This window comes from Planctomycetota bacterium (assembly GCA_016125255.1).
In the GTDB taxonomy this organism is placed as follows: Bacteria; Planctomycetota; Phycisphaerae; order Phycisphaerales; family Zrk34; genus RI-421.
Map to the genome: position 1 here is coordinate 1 of WGMD01000001.1, position 16,360 is coordinate 16,360.

The 16,360-nt window shown below is 64.8% G+C and carries 14 protein-coding genes; 11 read left to right on the top strand and 3 right to left on the bottom strand.

The window, feature by feature from the left end:
• Positions 1-185 precede the first annotated feature (185 nt).
• From sppA to GC162_00025, 5 genes are all read left to right on the top strand, one after another.
• Positions 186-1,376, top strand: a complete 1,191-nt coding sequence (gene sppA / locus GC162_00005; protein ID MBI1367011.1) for a signal peptide peptidase SppA — start codon at positions 186-188, stop codon at positions 1,374-1,376.
• A gap of 205 nt (positions 1,377-1,581) precedes the next feature.
• On the top strand, positions 1,582-2,184 hold the full coding sequence (locus GC162_00010) for a hypothetical protein (protein ID MBI1367012.1): 603 nt from the start codon (positions 1,582-1,584) through the stop codon (positions 2,182-2,184).
• Positions 2,185-2,271: 87 nt separating this feature from the next.
• Positions 2,272-2,838: a hypothetical protein gene (locus GC162_00015; protein MBI1367013.1), complete on the top strand. Its 567-nt coding sequence runs from the start codon at positions 2,272-2,274 to the stop codon at positions 2,836-2,838.
• A 72-nt stretch (positions 2,839-2,910) separates the two neighbouring features.
• Positions 2,911-3,933 carry a hypothetical protein gene (locus GC162_00020; protein MBI1367014.1) on the top strand — a complete coding sequence of 341 codons (1,023 nt, stop codon included), beginning with the start codon at positions 2,911-2,913 and terminating at the stop codon, positions 3,931-3,933.
• Positions 3,934-3,952: 19 nt separating this feature from the next.
• The gene (locus GC162_00025; GenBank protein ID MBI1367015.1) at positions 3,953-4,795 is read left to right on the top strand and encodes a hypothetical protein; all 843 of its coding nucleotides are present in this window, start codon (positions 3,953-3,955) and stop codon (positions 4,793-4,795) included.
• Positions 4,796-4,805: 10 nt separating this feature from the next.
• Here the strand turns inward: GC162_00025 and GC162_00030 are convergent, their stop codons facing one another.
• Positions 4,806-8,183 carry a response regulator gene (locus tag GC162_00030; GenBank protein MBI1367016.1) on the bottom strand — a complete coding sequence of 1,126 codons (3,378 nt, stop codon included), beginning with the start codon at positions 8,181-8,183 and terminating at the stop codon, positions 4,806-4,808.
• Between the two features lie 18 nt (positions 8,184-8,201).
• Here GC162_00030 and GC162_00035 point away from each other — a divergent pair, with 18 nt between their 5' ends.
• Entirely contained in the window at positions 8,202-8,651 is a 450-nt protein-coding gene (locus tag GC162_00035; protein MBI1367017.1) for a pyridoxamine 5-phosphate oxidase, read from the top strand.
• A 238-nt stretch (positions 8,652-8,889) separates the two neighbouring features.
• A complete protein-coding gene (locus tag GC162_00040; protein MBI1367018.1) occupies positions 8,890-9,354 on the top strand; it encodes a hypothetical protein in 465 nt (154 codons plus the stop codon).
• A 114-nt stretch (positions 9,355-9,468) separates the two neighbouring features.
• Here GC162_00040 and raiA read toward each other — a convergent pair whose 3' ends face one another.
• Positions 9,469-9,777 (bottom strand): ribosome-associated translation inhibitor RaiA, encoded by a 309-nt coding sequence (gene raiA / locus GC162_00045; protein MBI1367019.1) that lies wholly within the window; start codon positions 9,775-9,777, stop codon positions 9,469-9,471.
• Positions 9,778-9,870: 93 nt separating this feature from the next.
• Complete coding sequence (locus GC162_00050; protein ID MBI1367020.1) at positions 9,871-10,860, bottom strand: dienelactone hydrolase; 990 nt, start codon at positions 10,858-10,860, stop codon at positions 9,871-9,873.
• Between the two features lie 159 nt (positions 10,861-11,019).
• On the opposite strand from GC162_00050, the gene GC162_00055 reads away from it, so the two are divergent.
• From GC162_00055 to GC162_00070, 4 genes are all read left to right on the top strand, one after another.
• Positions 11,020-12,420: an aminotransferase class III-fold pyridoxal phosphate-dependent enzyme gene (locus tag GC162_00055; protein MBI1367021.1), complete on the top strand. Its 1,401-nt coding sequence runs from the start codon at positions 11,020-11,022 to the stop codon at positions 12,418-12,420.
• A 395-nt stretch (positions 12,421-12,815) separates the two neighbouring features.
• A complete protein-coding gene (locus tag GC162_00060; GenBank protein ID MBI1367022.1) occupies positions 12,816-13,331 on the top strand; it encodes a sigma-70 family RNA polymerase sigma factor in 516 nt (171 codons plus the stop codon).
• A complete protein-coding gene (locus tag GC162_00065) occupies positions 13,324-14,793 on the top strand; it encodes a hypothetical protein (GenBank protein MBI1367023.1) in 1,470 nt (489 codons plus the stop codon). The genes GC162_00060 and GC162_00065 overlap by 8 nt, the downstream gene beginning before the upstream one ends.
• A 568-nt stretch (positions 14,794-15,361) precedes the next feature.
• Positions 15,362-16,360, top strand: a complete 999-nt coding sequence (locus GC162_00070; GenBank protein ID MBI1367024.1) for a prepilin-type N-terminal cleavage/methylation domain-containing protein — start codon at positions 15,362-15,364, stop codon at positions 16,358-16,360.

The window sequence follows — 16,360 nt, forward strand, 5'->3', positions numbered from 1 at the left end:
AAGGGGATACGGCGATGCGGGCGGGCGGCGGGAGGGCGGCGCGGGCGGGCGCGCCGGTGCGCGGGGGGGACACGCCCCGATGAAGCGGGGCGTGCCGGGGGGCGCGAGGCGGGTTATCGGGGGTGGGCGGGGCGTGGGTGCGGGGGGTTTGGGGATTTGGTCGATGGTGTGTATTCGGACGTAGAATGGGTTTTGGCACACCGATGAAAGGTCAGGACATGAACGACGAAATGAACGGCAGCGGTCAAGGCGGATCGACGGGCGGCGGGCAGACGGGGGGTTCGAGCGGTCGGGGGCCGATTGATCCGCGCGGGGTGATGGCTCCGCCGCCGCCGCCGGGGGGCGGGGGGTATTACGGTTATCCGCCGCCGCCGCCGCCCCCGCGCCGGGGGCTGTTCGGCGGGCTGAGCAAGGTGGGGGCGGTGTTGTCGCTGGGCGTGTTCGTGTTCCTGCTGGGCTTCTATGCCGCCCTGTTCCAGCTCAACCGCGGCAGCGGTCTTCAGTCCTCGACGTATCGCGAAGGCACGGGCACCGACACGATCGCCGTCATCCCGATTCGCGGCACGATCGGCTCCGACACCGTCAGCTACGTGCACGAAGCCGTCGACGCCATCATGAAGGACAAGAACGTCAAGGCGGTCGTGCTGCGCGTGCAGAGCCCCGGCGGCGGGGCGTCGGCGTCGGATCAGATTCTCCATGAACTCAACCATCTGCGCAAGGAGCGCAATCTGCCGATCGTCGCCAGCTACGGCGACTACGCCGCCAGCGGTGGCTATTACGTGTCGTGCCAGAGCGACTACATCTTCGCCGAGCCGACGACGATCACCGGGTCGATCGGCGTGATCGCGCAGGTGCCGACGATGCAGGATTTGCTGCAAAACAAGCTGGGCGTGAAGTTCGAGACGATCACGGCCGACGGCGCCCCGCAGAAGGAAGTGGCCAACAACATGTTCCGCGACTGGAACGATGCGGACCGGAAGGTGATGCGCGATCTGGTGAATTCGATTTACGAGCAGTTTGTGAGCGTCGTGGCGGAGGGTCGCAAGAAGGTGATGGGGCCGGACAAGGTGTCGGAACTGGCGACGGGTCGGATTTACACGGCCAAGGAGGCGCTGGCGGCGAAGCTGGTGGACGAGATCGGGTATCTGGACGCGGCTTTGGACAAGGCGACGGCGCTGGGCGGATTCGCGGAGAAGGATCCGCCGGTCGTGTTTTATCAGCCGCGGGCGACCTTGCTTCAGATGCTCGGCGTGTCGGGTCCGTCGCCGCGGCGCTCGTCGCTGGAACTGCTTGAGACGGTGCTGGATGCGGACGGGGCGCGGAAGTGGATGACGGAGTTGTCGGTGCCGCGGGTGATGTACCTGTTTCAACCGTGATGGCGCGGGCGATGAGCGACGTTCCGACAGGGATTTACACCTTGCAAAGCCCCGAAAAGGGCGATAGACTGTTTCATACGAGGCTGGTCGAAGTAGGCATGCGAATTTCCAGCCCCGGCGGCGGCGAATCACATCCATATTCGCGCCGACAGGTCGATCGCCCGCAAAGCTTTTTCGGTTTGCCAAGGCGACATGACACATACGGATGGCGCGACAGGCCCTGGGCCCACGACGAAAGGACTGGCTGGCTATGCTCGAAGACCTGAAGGTGAAACTGAGCGACATGGCGGAGAAGATGAAGGTCGGCGGCAGCCGGGATTGGATCAATCAGAACTCGGCGGTGGTGACGGTGGCGAGCGTGGTGGTGCTCGTGCTCTCGCTGGCGATCATCATCAACCAGGGCCGCGGACACGCCGCTCCCGCGCCCGGCAACGCCTACTTCTACGACACCGTGACCAAGGAATACTTCATCGACTCGGCGACGAAGATTCCCCCGATCACCAGCCCCGCGGGCAACGAAGCGGTGCGGGCGCACTTCTTCACCTGCGGCGAGTGCACCGACAAAACCAAGGACGAGGGCGGGGAGCGCTTCATCGGGTACTATGAAAAATACACGCCCGATGTAAAGGAAAAGCTCGAAAAGAACGCTCAGCAGTTCGAGTTTTACGAGGAGGCGTTCCAGGGCCGGTTGTACTCGCCCGATGGCGTCCGCTGGACCGCCGCCGAATCGCCGACGGGGTTCAAGCTGGTGGAGGAACTCCAGCAGAAATGCCCGGCAAAACAATTGCGTTATTGTCCGCCCAAGTGACAAAGCGCGTGTATAATGAAATTGGTGACCGCAGCCCCGGTTTTCCCGGGGCTGCTTTTTTGGATGAATGGGACGGAGAGACCTCTGGTGGACCCCAGCGATGAATCCCGCTCGCCTTTCACGCCGCCGCGCCGGTCCGTCCGGATGCGCGTGCGGGAATGGATGCATCGCAAGGCGGCCTCGCTGACGGGGGCGGCGGTGATGATCGCAGTGGCGGGGCTGGCGCTGATGGTCGCCCTCAATCCGAGCAAGAACAATCGCATGGACGACGCCACCCGCCCCTCGCCGGGGCAGGCGTGGTTCTACGACACGACGACCGGCGTGTACTTCACCGAACTGGCCACACGTGTCCCGCCCATCGTTTCCCCCGCCGGCAATCCCGCCGTCCGCGCCCATTTTTTCACCTGCGGTTCGTGCGAGGACGATGCGGAGCGCTTCCTGGGCTATTACGAAAAGTACACGCCCGAGGTCAAACGCCGCCTCGAAAACGCGCCTGAAACCTTCGAATTCTACGAAGAGGCGTTCAACGGCCGGCTCTACTCCGCCGACGCCCAACACTGGGTCGAAGCCGAGTCGCCCGACGGTCTGAAGATCGTCGAACGCCTTCAGGAAAAGTGCCCCTCCCGTAGTCTGCGCTACTGCCCGCCTCAGTAACCCTCAGGCGCGTGGACTTCAGTCCACGCGCGCCCGCGCCTACCATCGGGTATGGCCCCGATGCGTCATCGCATGCATCCTCGCTTATGTCTCGCCGCGCTTCTGAGCGTGCTGGTTGTTCGTGTCGCCCTCGCCGATGACACGCAGGTCTACCACGCCGCCGACACACTCAACGTCGGCAAGGTCGAAACCGACGCCGCCCGTGCGGCGTTGGCGCAGCTCACTTGGGCGCCGCGGAAATTCGATGTTTGCGTCGGCCCGGTCGATGAGGATGATCTGGATGCCAAGGCGCTGGTGACGTTCGCTTCGCCGCGACCGTCGGGCGATCCGGCGCTGCCGTACAACACGGTGTACATGGAGTGGTTCGCCGCTCAATTTCCTGCACGAACGCACGAGCCGGCGCGTCATCCGGCGGTGGTGATCCTGCCCATTCTCAACGGCGACATGATCCTGGCGCGCGGCGTGGCCCGCGGGCTCGCCCAGCGGGGCATCGACGCGTTCGTGATGCAGATGCCCGGTTACGGCCGGCGGGAGGGCGACAAGCCGTGGAATGACGCGTCGACCATCTTTCAAAGATGGAAGCAGTCGATCGCCGACGCCCGCCGCGCCCGCGACGCCATCGCCGCCCTGCCGCCCATCGACCCGGCCCGCATCAGCATTCAGGGCACCAGTCTGGGCGCCTTCATCGCCACCGTCGCCGCCGCGCTCGACGCCGGTTTCGACAATGCCTTCCTCGTACTCAGCGGCGGGCATCTTTACGACCTGTTCCACAACGGGCAGCGCGAAGCGCAATGGATCCGCCAGGCCATGCTCCGCGCGGGCATCGACGATGACACGCTCAAGCGCGAGTGCGATCTGCTCGATCCGCTCAACCTCGCCGATCGTCTGCCGGCCAAATCGACGTATCTCATCAGCGCTTCCGCCGATCAGGTCATTCCGCGCGCCAATTCCGATGCACTGGCCGCCGCGGCGCATCTGAGCGGGGAGCATCGGCGCATCTTGACCGGCGACCATTACACGATCCTGCTGTATCTGCCGTGGGAAGTGCGGCGGATGGCCGACGAGATTCACGCCGACTCGAAACCGTCGCCGTGATTGCCTACGCTATGGGTCCATGAATCCACTGATCCAACTGCAATCCAAGCGCAACGCCGAGATGCGCCGCGGTCCCGACAGCGGGTCCGCTCATCGCCGCCGCGTCACCGCCGAGATGACCCGCGGGTTCGAGCCCGGCTCGCTGCGCGCCTGCGTTCTCGGGGCCGGCAACTGCCGCGACCTGGCGCTGGCGCAGCTTGAGGAAACCTTCGCCGAAATTCACCTCGTCGACATCGACGGCGAAGCCATGTCCGCCGGCGTCGCCGCCCAGCACACCGCCCATCCCGAACGCATCAAGCTTCATCCCGACATCGACCTCACCGGCGCGCTGGACACGCTCGCGACGTGGACCCGCACGCATCGCCCGACCGACGATCAGATCAACGCTTTGATCGAGCGGCTCCGCTCCTCGCCGGCGCCCGAAGTGGGCGGGCCCTTCGACCTCGTCGCCTCCGTGTGCACGATGAGCCAGATCATCGAAGCCGCCGTCGTGACGCTCACCCCGCAGCACACGCGCTTCAGTCAGCTCGTCGCCGCCCTGCGTCATCAACATCTTCGCCAGCTCGTCGAACTCACCAAGCCCGGCGGATACGGGCTGCTCGTCTTCGACTTCGTGGCGTCCGACACCGTGCCGAACCTCGGCCGATTCACCGAAGAAGACCTCACCAAGGCCGCCGCCGCCTTCATCGCCCAGGGCAATTATTTCCACGGGTCCAGTCCGCCCGCCGTGGCGTCGCTTTTCGACCGCGACCCCGTGCTCAGCCCGCATATCGAACTGGCGCAGCTCATGTGTCCCTGGCTCTGGGACCAGGGCAGCCGCATCTACGCCGTCGCCGCCGTGAAGTTCAAGAAAAAGGCATGAAGCGCGGCAATCAATCACCGGGCGAGCCGGTGGATTGATACGTGCGCAACTGCTCCATCATGTCGCGCACCGCCTGTTCGAGTTCGTCGATCGCTTCGCTGATCTGCGCCCCGTTCGCCTCGCGCCCGAGTTGTTCGACGCGCAGCGCCGCCCGGGAAGCCCGGCTGGCGACGAACAGGCGGCTCGTGCCTTTGATCGAGTGGGCGGCGCGGACCAGCGACGGGATGTCCCCCGATTCGTACGACCGTCGCACCGTGTCAAGAAGCTGCGGCGCCTCCTGTAAAAACACATCGATCACCTGAAGGAAAATATCGTGGCATCCGTCAAGGTGTTCCAGCGCCAGCTCGAAGTTGACCTTCGTTTCGTCGACCGCTTCGTCCGCCGGCGCTTCGGTCATGCGGCTCACCGCACGGTCGCCCCGGTGCCGGGCGATCACTTCCATCAGCGCGCTGCCGCGGAACGGCTTGGCGATGTAGTCGTCCATCCCCGCGTCGATGCAGCGGTCCCGGTCGCCGATCATGGCGTTGCCCGTCATGGCGATGATCGGCACATGGGCGCCGGTCCCCTGTTCGTTCTCACGGATGCGACGCGTCGCCTCGTACCCGTCCATCACCGGCATCTGCACGTCCATGAGCACCAGATCGAACGGCTCCTTGTCGAGCAACTGCAGCGCCTCGAGCCCGTTGGCCGCCACCGCCACCTTGTGCCCGCGCGTTTCGAGCATGCTCACCGCCACGCGCTGGTTCGTGATCCCGTCCTCCACGAGCAGCACCTTCAGGGGATCGCTCGTCATCACCACCGCGCTTTTGACCATGGCCTCCGCCTCCGCGGCGTGCGAGAAAATCTGCACCACCGCGTCGAGCAGATCCGACTGCTTGACCGGCTTGACCAGACAGCGCGCGATCCCCAGCTCGCGCATCCGGTCCGGGCTCGCGGCGTGACCGGCGGAGGAAAGCATCACGATCTGCGGCTGCGTCAGCGTCGCGTCCCGACGAATCTCCGCCGCCATCTCCAGCCCGCTCATCCCCGGCATCATCGCGTCCGCCAGTACGAGGCGATACGGCGTGCCGCGCTCGCTGGCCAGACGCAGCGCCGTCAGCGCCTCGCCCGCCCCGGCCACCACGCGCGGGCTCATCTTCCATCCGAACACGATCTCCTGAAGAATGTTCCGGTTCGTCTGATTGTCGTCGACGATCAGCACGGGCATGTTCGCCAGCGACTGCTCCGACAGATGCCGCGCCGGCTGGGCGTCGGCGATCTCGAAGGCCGCGGTGAAGTGAAACGTGCTGCCGTGCCCCAGCTCCGACTCGACCCAGATGCGCCCGCCCATGAGCCGCACAAGCTGCGCCGAAATGCTCAGCCCCAGCCCCGTCCCGCCGTACTGCCGCGTCGTCGAGTTGTCGCCCTGGCTGAAGGCGTCGAAGATCGCCGCGAGCTTGTCGGCGGCGATGCCGATGCCCGTGTCGCGCACGCTCAGATGCAGCACGACCCGCTTGGCCTGAATCTCGTCGGTGAGCACGTCCACGACGACTTCGCCGCGATGGGTGAACTTGATGGCGTTGCCCACGAGGTTGACGATGATCTGCCGCAGCCGGCCGGGATCGCCCACCAGCGCCTCAGGCGCCCCGGGCGCGATGCGGTGCGCCAGCTCGATGCCCTTGGTGCTGGCCCGCACCGCCATCGCCTGAAGCGTGTCGCCCACGACGTCGCGCAGCAGGAAACGGATATGCTCGAGCTCGAGCTTGCCCGCCTCGATCTTGGAGAAATCCAGAATGTCGTTGAGCAGGCGCATCAGCGCGTCGGCCGACTGATCGACGACGCGAAGATATTCGCGCTGCTGTTCGGACAGCGGGGTGTTGAGCAGCAGTTCGGTCATGCCGACGATGCCGTTCATCGGCGTGCGGATTTCGTGGCTCATGTTGGCCAGGAATTCGCTCTTGGCGAGCGTGGCCGCCTCGGCGAGTCGGCGGGACTGCTCCAGTTCGACGGCGGTTTTCTGGAGCCGTTCGGTGCGCTGGGCCACGAGCGTTTCAAGCTCTTCGTGATGCTGCCTCACTTCCGCCGACATCGTCTCGAACGCCCGCGCCAGCTCGCCCACCTCGTCGTGCGAGCCGACGGGCAGTTGCAGGTCGGTGCGGCCCTCGGCGTGGGCCTTGACCGCCCGCGTCATCTGCGCCAGCGGGCGCGTCAAGGACCGGGCGAACAGGCCGCCGATGATCAGCGACCCTGCCAGCAGCGCGACCCAGACGATGACGGCCGACCGCTTGGCCTGGGTGGAACCGCTGGTGATCTCGCCGTAGTCCGCCGATTTGATGAGGGCGATGTATCGTTGGGGATGATCCGGATCGAAGTGCACGGTGTCGAAGCTGGAGGCGACCTTGTGTCCATCCGCGGCGGTCTGCACCAGCGTAATCGGCTCCTCATCAAGGTGTGCGGACTGAAAGATATGGGTGTAGGAGGGAAAGTCTTCGCTGGCCAGATGGCGCTGCCCGCGATCGAAACCGAAGGTCATGGCCGAATCGGGGTGCAGCAGGTAATCGCCCTGATCGTTGGTGACATAAAGGGTTCGACCGGCGGGGATGGTGCGGAGCATGGCGGCGAAGACGGGGCGCATGTCCAGATTGATGACGATGATCCCGGCGATCGCACCGGTTTCGTCGGTGACGGGCGTGGCGGTGCGGAGGACGGGCATCGGGGGATCGACGATCCGGCCGCGCTCGCGGTTGAGTTCGATGGGCGAGATGTAGAGCGCCCCGGGCTTGAGCGCGACGGTTTCCTTGAAATAGGGGCGCGAGCCCTTGGCCTGAAGTTCGTCATCGGGCGTGACGCGCGGCTCGTCGCCGGCGACCTGTCGATCGACGCGCACAATCTCCCGGCCCTCGCCGTCGGCGCTGATGAGGCGGATCTGGACATAGGACGGTTCGGCACGGAGGACGGCGGTGAAGATACGGCCCAGTCGCATGCGCCAGGCGGCTTCGGTGGAGGTGTCGACGGGATCGATGCCCCCATGATGCCGGGCGCGGAAGATGCCGGGAACGGGGGGCGTGTCGGCGATGGCGAGGGTCATGCGTCGGACTTCGGCGATGCGTGTGTCCAACTCCGTGCCGGCGCGGTGGACGCCGAAGGTCAGCTCGTCGATTTCGCGGTCGATGAGTTCGCTGTCAAAGCGCTGGGTGGTCCAGACGCCGATGACGCCGCCGCTGATGACCAGCAGCAGGCCCACGAGCAATCCGATTTTGACGCCGATGCTCAAACCGCCAGGCGATCGGTTCATGAGATGAACTCCACGGAAGTCACTTAACGGCGGACGGGCGAACATGACCCGGCGACGCCTCCACTCCGTAAGATAAGGCGGTGGGGCTGTGTGTTCAATGGGACGCGGTGCCATCTATGTTACACTCTTGTCATGCCGCGACCGATGCCGCCGAAGTTGACGGACGATGAAGCGCTCCAGCGGGCGCGTGCGGTGATGGAGGCGGATCGCTTTCCGCATCTGGCGACGATTGATGATGATCAGCCGCGCCTTCGTCCGGTGTCGCCGGTGCGGACGGATGTCGAGCGGTTCGTCGTGCATGTGGCGAATTTGCGGATGTATCACAAGACCGTCGAGCTGGCGGCGAACCCGCGCTGCGAGTTGTGCTACGTCGATGATCGCCATGATCAGGTGCGGCTCACGGGCGTCGCCCATGTCGAAACCGACCGCGCCCTGCTCGAAGACATCTGGCAAACCAACCCGCTGCTCCGCCAATACCTCGGCTCCCCCGACAACCCCGCGCTGATCGTCTACCGCATCGAACCCACCCGCGTCCGCTACATGCAGGAATGGGCGCTGGAGTATTATGAAGTGTGGAGTTAGGAGGGAGCGGGGGGCGGGGTTTGGGGATCGGGGTTTAGCGGCGGGGCAACACCCAGCGTTCTTGTTTTCGTTTCGCAAACCACAAAAATATAACAACTTATAAAATCAATCCCATTTTATCCAAACCAAAACGAACACTTGTTTCATTCATTCGTATGAACTCGTGGCTACACCAAAAGGTGCGCCGCGGGCGTGTGCCCGGGGCGGGTATTGAGACGACTTTTTCAAGGAGTTGGCCATGAAACGGATCAACAAGAGCAAGTGGTTCAAGGTGGCGTTGCCGGCGATGGCGCTGGTGGGAATGTTGGGCATGGGCGCGACGGCGGCGAAGGCCGACGGACGCGGGCCGGAGATGCGACGCGGCGGACCGGTGACGGTCGTCGCGCCGGCACGTCCGGTGGTCGCGCGCCCGGCCCCAGTCGTGGTGACCCAACCCGTCATCGTCGAGCCGGTTCGCACGCTGACCGTCGGCGCTCAGATCATCTTCGGCACGCCCAACACCGCCATCGTGATCGGCAGCACCTATGGCACGCCGGTCTACACGACGGTGCCCGTCTGCCCCCCGCCCGCCCCGGTGATCATCGACCGTCATGACGGCCGCTTCGATCACGACCGGTACGATCATCGCCGCTTCGATCACGATGATCACCGCGGATGGGATCATCACGACCGCTTCGACCGGCACGATGATCGGTGCAGGTAACTGAAACTCACACGCTGCGAAGCGCAGCGGGACAAAACGGACGGAGCTCGTGGCTCCGCCCGTTTTTTTGTGCGCGACAAAAAAAGCGGGGGCACTGAAGTGCCCCCGCCTCATTCATGTGCGATCGAGCTTTTCGAGTTTGCGCTGCACGAGCGTCGAGAGCTTCTTCGCCGCGTGCGTGATGGCGTTGTACAGATCGTCGGCGACGTCTTCGACGATCATCGGCTGATGATGCGTGAGCCGCACTTCCATTTTGACATGCTTGTCGTTGCCCGCCTTGTGGGCGTTTTCATCGTGCAGATGCACCTCGACGCGCGTGACCTGATCGGCCCACCGCTTCAGCGCCGCCGTGACTTTCTCCGTGACATGCTTTTCGATGGCCGGGCTGTTTTGCCCATCGCTGTCGTTGATCAGAATCTGCATTCGATGTGCTCCTTGTCGGACGAATACGGGGTCGAAAACCTCAACGTATCATACGCTCGACAAGGCCGATTGTTTGCTCGGTGACAATACGTATCACTTCATTTGCCAACGGTCGTTCGGTTCCATGATCGATCGCGGAACGGGGCTGCTCAGCCATGTTTTCGCCGCGTCGTCGTGTTTGAGATACGCATCCCAGAACGCGGTCGACAGGGCGATGATGACTTTGTGATGGTTAACATTTCGGCCGTGCTTGTCGCCGGGCAGGGCGCGGTCGCTGAAGGCCGAGTGCTCCGCGCCGTCGAGCACGAGTTCGTACTTGTCGCCGGTCGGCAGGGCCGGGTACACGCCGAGACGCGACGCCATGTCCGCCCCGCCGATCGGCGCGATGTCCTGCGTGCCGGTCATGCACATCCACGGAATCTTCACCGACCCGAACGCGTGCGACGCATCCCCGCCGCGCGGCGTGCTGGGGCTCATGGCGATCGCCGCCTTGATGCGGCCATCGGTGAGCGTCAGTCGTCCCGTGCGCCCGAACACTTCGCCGCTGACCGCCTGCGTCGTCACCGCGCCGAACGAATGGCCCGACATGCCGATGTGCTCCATGTCGAGTCGGCCCATCAGCGCGTGCCCCGTTTCCTTGTTCCATTTCGCCAACTGGTCCAGCACCGCCGGCACATCCTTGGCCCGGAGCACGAAGTTCTTGAGGTCAGCCGCGGCGCTCAGCGCCTTGAATCGCTCCGCCGGGGCCGCATCCTGCCACACCGCGCTGTCCGACCCCGGATGCTGGAGCACGACCGCGACGTACCCGCGTTTCGCCCAGTGCTCGTTGCAATACACGTAATGCTCGCGCGACCCGCCGAGACCCGGCGAAAAGACAATCACCGGGGCGGGGGCTTTGGACACGGGCAGGTACACGCGAATCGGGACATCACGATCGCGGTCGGCATCATGAACGGTCAAATCAACCGTGGCGATCTTCGCCTCCGCATCGACCGCCAGCGGATCGTACCCGTCCGCCGCCCGAACCGACGCCGGCAACGCCACACCGATGATCAACGCCCACAACCGCCATTTGATCCGCATGACCAAGCTCCTGTCTTCAATCCGACTTGACCAATGACAAATGCCCAATGCCTATTCACCAATTTCCGCCCCCCCCATGCTACCCCCGTCGCCATACAAAGTTGCGATGGACCCGCGGGTTTGCAGGAACGCACCGATCCCGCCTACCATCAGGGGCATATGTCCAACGTGCAAACACCAGCGTTGTTCGATCTGAAAGCGATGATGGACGCCGAGGCGGCCGAACCGCTGGGCCTCATCGCCGAGCATGTCAATCCGACCTTCGCCAAGGTCCTCAAGGTCCTCGGTTTTGACATTCACTACACCCATGGCCGCGGCGCCCATCTCTTCGACGAACAGGGCAACGCCTACCTCGACGGACTCGGCGGGTTCGGCACCTTCGCCTGCGGACGCAATCACCCCGTCATTCGTGACGCACTCAAGCAGGCGATGGACCTCGATCTCCCGAACCTCCCCAAGTTCGGCCCGCCCGTGCTCAGCGGGCTGCTCGCCAAAAAGCTCATCGACCTCGCCCCCGGCGAACTCGACACCGTCTTCTTCTGCAACAGCGGAGCCGAGAGCGTCGAGACCGCCATGAAGTACGCCCGCGCCGCCACCGGACGCGATCGCATTCTCTACGCCAGCAAGGCCTACCACGGCCTGACCTTCGGCGCCCTGTCCCTCAACGGCTCCAAAGACTTCCGCGCCGGGTTCGGACAACTGCTCGACAACTGCACCGAAGTCGCGTTCAACGACCTTGACGCCCTCGAAGAAAAGCTGCGGCACAACAACGTCGCCGCCTTCATCGTCGAACCCGTGCAGGGCAAGGGCGTGTTCGTACCCGATGACCACTACCTGCGGGCAGCCCTTGAACTGTGTCACAAATACGGCGCCCTGTTCATCGCCGACGAAGTGCAGACGGGCTTCGGGCGCACCGGCAGGATGTTCGCCTGCGAGCACTGGGGCATCGAGCCGGACATCATGTGCACCGCCAAAGCCCTGTCCGGCGGATACGTCCCCGTCGGCGCGACGCTCAGCAAGCGATGGATCCACAACAAGGTGTTCAGCTCCCTCGATCGCGTGCTCGTGCATTCGACGACCTTCGGGCAGAACGACATGGCGATGGCCGCGGGGCTGGCGACGCTGCACGTCCTCCAATCCGAACGCATCGTCGAGAACGCCGCCGCCATGGGCCAGCGCATCATGGCCGGCTTCCGCTCCATGATCGACCGCTACGACATGGTCAAGGAAGTCCGCGGCAAGGGACTGATGATCGCCGTCGAATTCGGCCCCCCCAAGGGCCTGACCCTCAAAGCCGGCTGGACCCTCCTGCACAAACTCGATCAGGGCCTCTTCCCCCAGGCGATTCTCATCCCCCTCCTGACCGATCACCGCATCCTCGCCCAGGTCGCCGGTCATCACATGGACGTCGTCAAGTTCACGCCCCCCCTCGTCATGACCGAAGCCGACGCCGACCACCTCATCGACGCCATGGACAAAGTCGTCGCAAGCTGCCACAAATTCCCCGGCCCCGTCTGGGAAGTCGGCAAACGCCTCGGCCAACAAGCCCTCAAACGCTGACCCCCGCGCACCGGCGCGCCCGCCCGCGCCGCCCTCCCGCCGCCCGCCCGCATCGCCGTATCCCCTTGAAAATCCCGCCCTTTTTCCCCAATCCCGCGCGCATCGGCGCGCCCGTGCGCACCGCCAAACCTCCCGCGTCACCTCCATGCGACGCTTTTCCACGACTTACATCACCGCGCGCGCACCGGGCGCGCACTTGTGTCATACCGATGCGCCATTCGCGCAACCACTATGCGAAAACCGACAAAATCCCGCCCCGCCCATACCCGCTTTCCCCTCACCCCGAACCCCCTTCCCCGACCCCCGATCCCACGTTTTTTTCCTCCCCATGTACAGAACGCCCCGTTTTGCGTGAAGATAACCCCCGGACCCCAAGGCGCAGTGCAAGAGACGACATGACCATTGAGCAAGACATCGTTGTCCGAGCGCTCGTGCGCGAGCGCGTGTCGCTGCTGGCGTACATCGATTCGATCGTGCGCGACGATCACATGGCTGAGGACGTCTTTCAGGATGTCTGCGCCCTGGCGGTCGCCAAGCGCGAGGAGATCGAGAACGAGGTCCACCTGATGCGCTGGCTTCGCAAGACGGCCCGCTTCCGCGCTTCGCATGCCATGCGTCAGCGCTTCGCCCAGCCGATGCTCTTTGACGGGGCGCTGCTCGATGAGATGGACGGCCTCTGGGACGAGCACGAAAGCGCGCACGCCGATGCGGTCACCGCCGCGCTCAAACACTGCCTCGCCAAGCTCAGCCCCTATGCCCGCAAGCTCGTGAATCTCCGGTATGCGCAGGGCATCAGCGGGCAGGCGCTGGCGGCGGCGGTCGGCCGGCAGGTCAACGCGGTGTACGTCGCGCTGACGCGGATTCATCGAGGGCTCGGTCAGTGCATTCGCCAGCAGATGAAACATGAATGATGCGCTGGAAAGTCTGACGCTGCGCTACCTGGACGGGCTTTGCTCCGCCGGGGAATGGTCGCGGCTTCAGTCGACCCTGCGCGGCGACGCGGCGGCGCAGCGGCGCTTCGTCGGGTTCTGCCTGGAGCGCCGGGCGATGCGCGAAGCGCTGAGCCGCAAGGGATCCATCGAGGCGCTGACGGGGACGCTCGTCCCGTCGGTCCGGGCGCGATGGGGCGGCGTGGCGACATGGGCGGCGGCGGCGATGATCCTGCTGGGCGTGACGGCGGGGCTTTGGCGGTGGTCACAGAACACTTTAAAACCCGGGGCGAACGGCGAAGCGGCGCCTGTCGCGATGATCACGGACCTGCGCGGCGCGACATGGGCCGGTGAAGCGGATGCGCCGGCGGTCGGGACGCCGCTGCGGGCGGGCGAAGTGGAGCTGACAAGCGGGTCGGCCCAGATCATGCTCGATCGCGGCGCGGTCGTCGATCTGATCGCGCCGGTCCGGTTGAATCTCATCGACGCCAATCAGATGTCCGTGCATGAGGGCCGGGTCGCGGCCTGGGTCCCCGAACAGGCGCACGGGTTCACCGTCCGCACGGCCGGCGGAAGCGTCGTCGACCTCGGCACGGCGTTCGACCTGTCGGTCACACGCGCCGGCGCGATGGACGTCATGGTCCGCGTCGGTCAGGTGCGGCTCGATCTGCCGGGGCGCCCCGCACGGATTCTCACGGCCGGTGACGGCGCGTACGTCGAAGCGCCCGGCGCGACGGGGACCGGCGATGCGGCCGTCATGATGCGCCGCGCCCTGCTGCACGAGGACTTCGAGACGGTGGCGGATACGGCGGAGCTTGCCAGGCGCGGTTGGACCTTCCGTCAGCTCACCGAGCAGCAGACGATCCGCATCGTCGAGCCGACGCGCAGCCAGAGCGGCGGCGGGACGAACGTCGTGGAGCTTTCGGACATGGACGGGACGAAGGATCTGTATTCGCCGCGGCTTGAGCATGATCTGGACATCGATGCGTCGCGCCCGCTCAAGATCGGATTCGACTATCTGGTGGCGGGCACGTTCACGGAGAATCCGTCCGTGCTGCTGGGCTCGCGCGGGAGCGGCGATCCGGTCGTGCTGGGCGTGCTGCTGGCGTACCCCGATGCGGTTCAGCCGTACGCCGCCCTGCGTCAGGCCAACAGCACGTCCGCGAAGATCGGGCTCATCGAGACGGGCGCGTGGCATCACGTGGACATCGTCATCGACCCCGTGCAGCTCGGACAGCGGACATGCACGATCACGATCGCCCCGGCGATGGATGCGGGCGCGAAGATGACGACGCGGACGACGATCAGCGCGACGGCGCCTTTGGAGCGGATCACCTGGCTATTCAACATGCCGCCGGCTCGGGGCGGGCGACTGCTTTTGGACAACGTGGACATCACCCAGCCGCTCGACGCGGCGAACGCCTCCCTGGATGGGAAGCAATGAAGGAGACACGCATGAAGAGGCAACAACGGTTCGGATGGATTTTCGTGATGGTGCTCGCCGCCGCCGGGCCGCTCAAGGCGAACACGATCGTCGTCGCCGACAATTTCGAAGGACAGACCGCCGGCGCGGTCCCCACCGGGCATAACTGGGTGGTGAGCAGCACCACGGCGACGCAGACCGTGCTCGTCAATGGCGCGCAACAGTCGCCGTTCGGGCAAGCCGGCGACAGCAAGTCCGTCGAACTCAAGGATCAGGACAACACCGCCGGGCTCTTCAGTCAGAAGCTCGAGAACACGACCGCCCTGCCGACCAACGCCGACTTCTCCATCCAGTTCGACATCAAGTGCGTCACGCTCTCGGAAAACCCCTCGTTCCTGCTTTACGATTCGACCAACACGGTCGCCATTCAATTCGGCTTCGCCTATCCCATCGCCGCCGGTCAGGGACAGATTTTCTACAACGATGGGTCCACCCCCACCTCCCAGCGCATCGTGCTCGAATCGACCGTGCAGAATCAGTGGTACCGCATGACGATGCGGATTCACAATCTCACGAACGGCGTCGACGCATGGGACCTGCGGATTCAGCGTCACGACGGCACGAGCATCGTCGCGGACAACCTGTATACGAATCTCGATTTCCGCGCGGACGTATCGAACATCACGCTGGCGCGCTTCGTGTTCAACACCGGCCCGAGCCAGGGCGGGGACCTGCTCATCGACAACTACCTGGTGGTCATCCCCGCTCCCGCCGCGCTGCCGGGGGGACTGGCGCTGATGGCGCTCGTGATCCGCAGACGCCAATGAACATTGATGAAATACATGGCGCGGCGTGTGTTCATTTAGCGGCGGGGCTTGCCCCGCGCGGCTCGATGCGCACCCAACCGCGCGGGGCAAGCCCCGCCGCTAAATGGACGCGCGGGGGCTTCACGCTCATCGAACTGCTTGTCGTCGTGAGCATCATCGCGCTCTTGATCGCGATTCTGCTCCCGTCGCTCACCAAGGCGCGCGCCAGCGCGAAGATGCTCGTGTGCCTGTCCAAACAGCGGCAGGTTTACACCGCGTCGACGATGTGGAGCTTCGACAACAAGCAGTGGCTCGTCCCCGCCACGTTCTACAAGAAGCTCGACAAGTACAACCTGCCCTGGCCCAGCGAGATTTTCCGCTGTCCTGAAGTGCCCAACTGGATCGACCCCAACAATCAGAAGTGCATCGGCATCAATCAGAATCTGTGCATGCCGACCGACGGGCCGGGCGGGGCGTACAAGGGACTGGTCGTCTGGAACTGGGGGCCGGGCGATGTGTTCTACAACACGCACGCCAATGCGCGCGACATTGATGTGAAGCATCCCGACCGGTTCATCTACTTCGGCGACTCCGAAAGCGCGGCCGGCGGGTATGTGCTGGGGTATTGGTGGAACGCCTTGAACGGCCGGCGACATGACGGCAAGGCGGACCTGCTCTGGATCGACGGTCACGGCACGTTCGAGCCCGACGACTACGTCTACACGCTCATCCCCGGCGCCGCGGGCGGGGGCCTGCCCTACTTCCGCACGGGCACGCCGTGA